The following is a 6,287-nucleotide window of genomic DNA, read 5'->3' as shown; positions in this document are numbered from 1 at the left end:
GCAGGTATAAAAATCATTTAATTATTATTATACTTTAGGGGAAAAAATTTATGTTAAACAAAAAGAAAAATTTTTTATTAGTTTTTGCAATCCTAGCTTTTGTTGTGTGGGCTTTTCCTGGTAATGTGTATGCTTCAGAGTTGTCAGAATAGAATAAGCAAACGAAATTTTAAGAATCCAGAAAATTATAGTGAGTATTTAAAAAATTACTCTGTAGAAGATGCTTTAAAAGCTGGAGTAGACCCCGAATATGCAGAAACTGCAAGTGAAGATGCTTTAGAACAATTAAATGAATTTCAACTACTTGATTACAATCAACAAATGAATTTCTTGATTCTATGAAACAACCTTTTGAATCTTCTGAAGAAATAATTACAGAAAAACCTTCAGTACAACAATATCAAGCAAGAGCAGCCTCTAATTCAAGACCGTTAGCCATACATCTACACTAAGCTCATTCGGTATAAATTGGACTACTTATAGAGTTACTGTCCTTATACTTATAATAGTACAGGAGCTTTAAAAGCAGGTACTACAAGCGGTATTGTAGTAAGAAATCTTAATCCTTTAGTAAAAACGTCAAGAACTTCTTCTTATGGATCAATATCAAATAAAAAATATAGTGGAGTAGCTACATTTAGTTATAAAATTGGACCACTTAAAGGATTGAGTGTTCAAATTGGAACTTATAATTTGAAAGTTACTGGTGGGGAAAATGGCCTAATTAGTGGTTCTGCTTGGAAAAATTAAAAGAGAAAAAGGTGATACTATGCAAAAAAAAACTGTGAAAATAATCGTAGCTGCTGTAATAATAATTATGGTAGTTTTTGCAATTATTGGAATTATGACTTTCTAATATACACGTAAAAATTTTAAATTAACATAAAACCCATTAAACCAAGTAACCCCGCCATCATTAATAATAGCGGGGTTACTTGGTTATTCTAATTTAAACTATATTATTTTTTGAAAATTCGGTTTAGAAATCCTTGTTTTTCAGGAACCTTTTCTAGTGGTAACGGTTCTTCTTTTTTATCTAACGCGAGCTGTTCTTGGTTATTAATCATGATTTCTACTTGGTTTGCTAGATTTATGTTATTTTCCATTAAATTTTTAACTAAATTTTCATAATGATTAATTGTTTCATTATACTTAATTATTTGATTATCATATCGCAATAATTGATCATCTTTTTTTTGTATTAGATCATTCTGGCTAATCAGCAACTTTTGTAACGACGTTATATCGTTATTATCAGCGTTATGTTTTTCTATTTCACTAGGTGTATCAACGTTATATTCCATATTCAACACCTGCTCTATAGCAGTCTCTATAGTCATTTTCGGGCGACTTTTCAATGCAATAATTTGATTGATAGTTGTTATATTATCTTTAGTATACAAACGATAATTTCTATCATCTCGTTCAAAGTATTTTCCACCTTTTGCATTTTTATCAATCATTCCAGCGTATTTTCTAAGTGTAGGTAGTTGTATACCAAGTTTTTTAGCTGCTTCTTCTGTAGTTATGTATTCTGTAACACCTTCTACATCTTTCATAACGCACCACCTTAAAATACTCATATAAAGTTATTTTAAATACTTTTATAGAGATATACAATGTAAAAAAAATCGCCTTATTGCTCTAACCAATTATGGAGAGGTACTTCATGTTTTTCAAGAGGTAATTTTTCCAAAAAATTAAATTCTAAATGGGAAACTATCCCACCACGACCACGGCCTTTTTTTTCTTCTTTACGATCTCAAATTTTTTATAAAGAGGAGATAATTCTTTTTCTATTTGCTGTAATACCCTTTTATCAATATCTGCTACTCTATAGCTTTCTGGAATATCTAGTATTCGTCTAAATTCTTCAATTTTAACAATATAAAAGCCTGTGCTTTTATATTGTTTTAGCAATCGGAACATTGTTTTAGCATAACCACTTCTTAGCTCCGTAAATCCTTCTAATTCAAATCGTGTAAAGTTAGTTGTAATTTCATTTAAAACATAGCTAAACTCTTGATTAACTCCTATAGTTACAGTGCTTTTTTCTTTATTAATTCTATAAATTGGAAACAATACAAAACGAACAATTTCAGATTCATCTTCATAACGAAAATTTAAATTAAGCATTTTTGAGTACATATTTTCTAAATCATGAATAAATCGAACTTTATCTCTAGAAGAATAATTTGTTAGCTTTTTTACTTCGTCAAAAGTTAAGGTAATTGGTTCGGATCCTTTAAGTTTCATTTTTGAACATAAAGAGAAAAATAAATCGAACTCAACAGGATTAAATTTTCTAAAACTAACTTCATTCATAATATTGTTGTATTTAACTATTTCATTACTCAAAAGGTAACCTCCATTCATTAAAGGGACGCAAAAAAACTTATGTACCTTTAATAATATCAGATTGATTTAGTTAGTACAATAAAACGATTATAAAAAGACATTTTATCAAGATATTCATGTAACAAAGTGTCCCCTTAATAGCAACAAAGTGTCCCCTTAATAGCAACAAAGTGTCCCCTTAATAGCAACAAAGTGTCCCCTTAATAGCAACAAAGTGTCCCCTTAATGTAGCTCTATCCCTTTTGGGAGTAAGGATAAAACCTTCTTAAAAGGTTTTAAAAAGGTTTTAAAAAGATTTATAAAAGATATATAAAACAATTAGCTATAAATTTTTTATAAATAATAATAATATAAAGACAGGAAAACTTGCTACGCAAGTCCCAAAAAAATATAAGTTCAAACCCATCTGCAGCGTTCTATGTCTCGACTGACGCTCGACGGTTAGAACCATTGCATTCGTTAATCTTCAAAAAAACAGCTCTCTTAAACGTTTGACTGGTAATCAATGTAAATAGACCATTTACCTCAAGAAATAGTATTTAATCGCCTCAAAACGACTCGTATAGTCCTCTCGAGCGATATCATCTGATAATTGATCGCTGAGTTGTTGATTTTCGGCAAACCATTCTTTCGTAACGATGGTCGAAACCTTATTTTCTATGACAACAACCCCTAATTCACTATCCGCTACATCTAAAGCCGCTTCTAGTTGGTCTTTAATTTGATCATCTTTTTCTTCAGTCGCTACTTTTTCCGCTTCAATCGCTAGTTTATGATCCTTTATGGCTTGTTGTTCCGCAGAAATGTCCGCAATTTTCGATCCAAACGGTATTTTTGATTGGGTTGAATACCCTAATAAAAGCAACACACTGAAACAAACGACTAAAGAAACAAGAGCTACTAGACTAACACGCTTTAAATGGCCTGATTTCCGCCAGTGGCGAAACTTTACGTCCCAAACTAGATAAGAACACACCAAAACCACCAAAACGCTTAAAACAGGCAAAATACGCCACATGAGTTTCGCAAAAAATAATCCCATCGCCTACATCCCCATAAAGAACGAAAACATCCCGTAAATAGCTAGAAGGGTAACGGCCCCAATGCCTAAAATACTGATGCGTTCGATCCAATCGGTCCGACGTTCTTTTTTAGCCTGATGATCCGCTTGCTGCAAGACCGCATCCAATTTTTCTTGGTAGTCGTCTAAATGCTGATAGACGATCTTATCGAGCTTTTGTTCCATCTTTTCAGGCGAATAGTCTTTTAAATCAATGGCTGTTTGTTGTTTCCATTGCTCATTTTCCGTCAGTAAATCTTGAAATTGCTCCATTCTTTTTTGTTCTTGGCTTCGATGATAAGCCAGTTGCTGCTTACCGTTCTTGTCCGAAGTCTCGATCGACGTCTGAAGATTTTTGAGGTGGCTGATGAGCAGACTCATGTGTTCTGCGCTCTGTTCGTACTTCGTCCGCAACTTCCCGTACGCTAGCAGTAAGTCCTCGTAATCTTTCGGCGTTGCTGCGCTCAAGTTGTTCTCTGTCTGCTTGTTGTTTGTCTCGTTTTCGTTGGTTTTCCATGATGGCATGGGTAATCGGCTCCTTTTTAAAGTCTTCGCCTAGTCTTGAGGCGGTAAACGTCCATTTTTTTCCTTCTGAATCGTGAGTCACGTACTTTTGTCGGATCGTTTGACCTCTTTTTCCAATCTCAGACGTTAGTTCCACATCTGAAGCAGACAGTGCTTGTTTAAATTCCGGATAGGAATGAGCTTGATCTCGCGCATGATAAATCTTTTCTTTGACTAAATCCCGTTCATATTGCTTCCCTGTTTGAGTATAAACGGCTATTTCGGTCGGATAGACCTTGTTTTTAGCTTTCGTCAGTTCGACCAAATGATGTTTTTTTGAAATGTCGTTATTGATTTCATGCATTTCATAGATATCCGGAGGATTAATGGCCATTTTAGCGCCTGTTTCACTGTTCACTGCATTAAGCATAAAATGATTGTGCGGATGGTCGGTATCGGTATGAGTCGCCATGTAAATTTCATGGTCTGGATACATTTTGCTTAATTCGGACATGAATTCTTGCCCTAGCTTATGGGCTTTTACAGGTGTTAACTGATCGGTTGCGTCAAAAGACTGAACCAAGTGATAGCCTTGACGCCCGTTTGTCTTGCCCATTAAGTCTCTTGTTTGGCGCATTTGTTCCCGCGCTGCTTGATAATCTAACGGAGTGAGGTGAGCACTGGTTAACTGGACGTCAATTTTTCCTTGTCTTGCAATATAGTTGACGGTCGCTGAACCATTTTTAGTGGCACTGGCTATCTTGATAATTGCTCCCAAAGGCCTTTCACTCCTTCCTGAATACCGGATAGCTGCTGTTCCATCGCTTGTAGTTCGTTTGGTTCATAAATTGTTTTGTTGGTGTTAATCCATTTGACTAACTGATTCAAATTGGAATTGTAATACCGCAGCTGCCGAGCAATTTCTTTTGCTCCTTCAATCTCGACTTTCGGGTTTCGTAATCGAGTCCCTTGTGCCTTGCTTTTAACAAAATTTGGCACGCTCATGCCTTGTTGTTCTGCTAGGTAACTGAGCTTCTCATATTCGGCTTCGTCTACTCGAAATTTCACCTGACGTTCTTCGCGTCGGTTCTCTTTTTTGTGTTCGTTCACGGGCTTAGTCCCTCCTCTCTAAACAGCTCCCTATTCGGTCTCTGTTCCTCGCTGCATGACTAACGAGATCTTAGGTCTAAAACGCTCCTTATTCAGTCGCCTTTCAGACCTAAGATCTCGTGCGTTTTTTCTCCACTTATTTCCCAACGTTCCCTATTCGGTCTCCTTGTCAAAACGTTTCAAAAAAAGCAGTTAATAATCTAGTTATTCTACTCCTTAATCGGTCGTAAAACAACTAGATTATTAACTGCAAGAACAACAGGCTACGTATTTGGTACCCAAATGCTCCCTGTTAGGTGGACGCGCTGCTCCCCCTAAGACCCCCAAAGGAGTCCGCCGTTATCTGCCTGTTCGGCAGGTAAAAATGCGGATTTTTTCGTCCGATTCGCTGCTCGCAAACGGACAAAAAAAGAATAAAGTTTATCAACTTTTCTCCTCGTAAAACCTGACCGTTTTCGGCCAGTTTCCCCTTCCAAAAATCCTCTGCGAACAAACCATTTTTCGCATGAAATTTTGGAGGGATCAGTGTCTTGCATCCCCATTAGAAATCGTTCAGGAAGACAAGAAAAGCTCTTAAATGTATGAGCCGATTTCCTATTCGGAAACGTCCTTCATTTAAGAGTTTTCGTGTATCAAAAAACATCCGAATGTGTCCCCGTTCGGATAAAAGAGACAAGATTTTGAGAAGTGTAAAATTTATAAATCAATAGCCAATCGCTATTGCGTCCAGAAATATGACACTCCCAACAATCGAGGTAATCTTTTGTTGGCATTAAGACGTGAGCGCGGTATTCTTCCTCTGGTAAAGGTACTTCTTCAACAATCATTTGCATGACCGTTTTTAGTTTTTCAAGCTTGTAATTCCGTTTCTTTAAGCGTTTAACATCTTTTTTGAATTGGGTTGTCTGCTTCATTTCCAACATAGCGGCTATTCTCCTAAACTATCCTCAAAAAGATCGTCAACAGAAGTGTAGCGTTTGCCTGTTCCATTTTTGACCATTTCGTCCGATTCCTTAATGGCTGCAAGGGTTTCAGTATTGAATTTTGCTTGTTTTGGTTGAAATGGCAGACCATTTTCAGCAATGACTTGTCTAAAAAAGACATTAATAGCCGTGCTCGTGTCCATACCTAGGTTATTTAAAACGGCTACGGCCTGACTTTTAACGGTTTCGTCAATGCGAACTTGTACGACTGCTTTTTTTTGTTTTGTTTCCACTTAAATCGCCTCCTTGTTAATCATAATTATATGCTTTTG

9 protein-coding genes are annotated in these 6,287 nt (G+C 35.9%); 1 reads left to right on the top strand and 8 read right to left on the bottom strand.

All coding sequences use genetic code 11. The features are described 5' to 3' along the window. Window positions 1–129 precede the first annotated feature (129 nt). A complete protein-coding gene (locus BR50_RS00425) occupies window positions 130–342 on the top strand; it encodes a hypothetical protein (RefSeq protein ID WP_034545077.1) in 213 nt (70 codons plus the stop codon). Window positions 343–959: 617 nt separating this feature from the next. On the opposite strand, the gene BR50_RS00420 is transcribed toward BR50_RS00425, so the two are convergent. The 8 genes from BR50_RS00420 to BR50_RS00380 form a co-directional block, all read right to left on the bottom strand. Continuing rightward, complete coding sequence (locus tag BR50_RS00420; RefSeq protein WP_034545013.1) at window positions 960–1,559, bottom strand: MerR family transcriptional regulator; 600 nt, start codon at window positions 1,557–1,559, stop codon at window positions 960–962. A gap of 160 nt (window positions 1,560–1,719) precedes the next feature. After that, the gene (locus BR50_RS00415) at window positions 1,720–2,358 is read right to left on the bottom strand and encodes a replication initiation protein (RefSeq protein WP_051905690.1); all 639 of its coding nucleotides are present in this window, start codon (window positions 2,356–2,358) and stop codon (window positions 1,720–1,722) included. 520 nt (window positions 2,359–2,878) lie between these two features. Beyond that, window positions 2,879–3,400 (bottom strand): hypothetical protein, encoded by a 522-nt coding sequence (locus tag BR50_RS00410; RefSeq protein ID WP_034545010.1) that lies wholly within the window; start codon window positions 3,398–3,400, stop codon window positions 2,879–2,881. 3 nt (window positions 3,401–3,403) lie between these two features. After that, on the bottom strand, window positions 3,404–3,691 hold the full coding sequence (locus BR50_RS00405; RefSeq protein ID WP_034545008.1) for a hypothetical protein: 288 nt from the start codon (window positions 3,689–3,691) through the stop codon (window positions 3,404–3,406). Between the two features lie 40 nt (window positions 3,692–3,731). After that, on the bottom strand, window positions 3,732–4,700 hold the full coding sequence (locus BR50_RS00400; protein ID WP_034545006.1) for a relaxase/mobilization nuclease domain-containing protein: 969 nt from the start codon (window positions 4,698–4,700) through the stop codon (window positions 3,732–3,734). After that, window positions 4,679–5,032, bottom strand: a complete 354-nt coding sequence (locus BR50_RS00395; RefSeq protein ID WP_034545005.1) for a plasmid mobilization protein — start codon at window positions 5,030–5,032, stop codon at window positions 4,679–4,681. The genes BR50_RS00400 and BR50_RS00395 overlap by 22 nt, the downstream gene beginning before the upstream one ends. Window positions 5,033–5,664: 632 nt before the next feature. Beyond that, on the bottom strand, window positions 5,665–5,955 hold the full coding sequence (locus tag BR50_RS00385) for a type II toxin-antitoxin system RelE/ParE family toxin (RefSeq protein ID WP_034545002.1): 291 nt from the start codon (window positions 5,953–5,955) through the stop codon (window positions 5,665–5,667). 5 nt (window positions 5,956–5,960) lie between these two features. Next, window positions 5,961–6,248, bottom strand: coding sequence for a type II toxin-antitoxin system RelB/DinJ family antitoxin (locus BR50_RS00380; protein ID WP_034545001.1), 288 nt, complete (start codon window positions 6,246–6,248; stop codon window positions 5,961–5,963). Window positions 6,249–6,287: the final 39 nt, after the last annotated feature.

This window comes from Carnobacterium alterfunditum DSM 5972 (assembly GCF_000744115.1).
Classification (GTDB): Bacteria; Bacillota; Bacilli; order Lactobacillales; family Carnobacteriaceae; genus Carnobacterium_B; species Carnobacterium_B alterfunditum.
Note: the sequence above shows the minus strand (reverse complement) of the source record. Positions and strands in the feature narration are given on the sequence as shown.

Coding starts and splice junctions, on each gene's coding strand:
- BR50_RS00420 (WP_034545013.1), bottom strand. CDS start 1,559: ATGAAAGATGTAGAAGGTGTTACAGAATACATAACTACAGAAGAAGCA.
- BR50_RS00385 (WP_034545002.1), bottom strand. CDS start 5,955: ATGTTGGAAATGAAGCAGACAACCCAATTCAAAAAAGATGTTAAACGC.
- BR50_RS00405 (WP_034545008.1), bottom strand. CDS start 3,691: ATGGAGCAATTTCAAGATTTACTGACGGAAAATGAGCAATGGAAACAA.
- BR50_RS00425 (WP_034545077.1), top strand. CDS start 130: ATGCTTCAGAGTTGTCAGAATAGAATAAGCAAACGAAATTTTAAGAAT.
- BR50_RS00410 (WP_034545010.1), bottom strand. CDS start 3,400: ATGGGATTATTTTTTGCGAAACTCATGTGGCGTATTTTGCCTGTTTTA.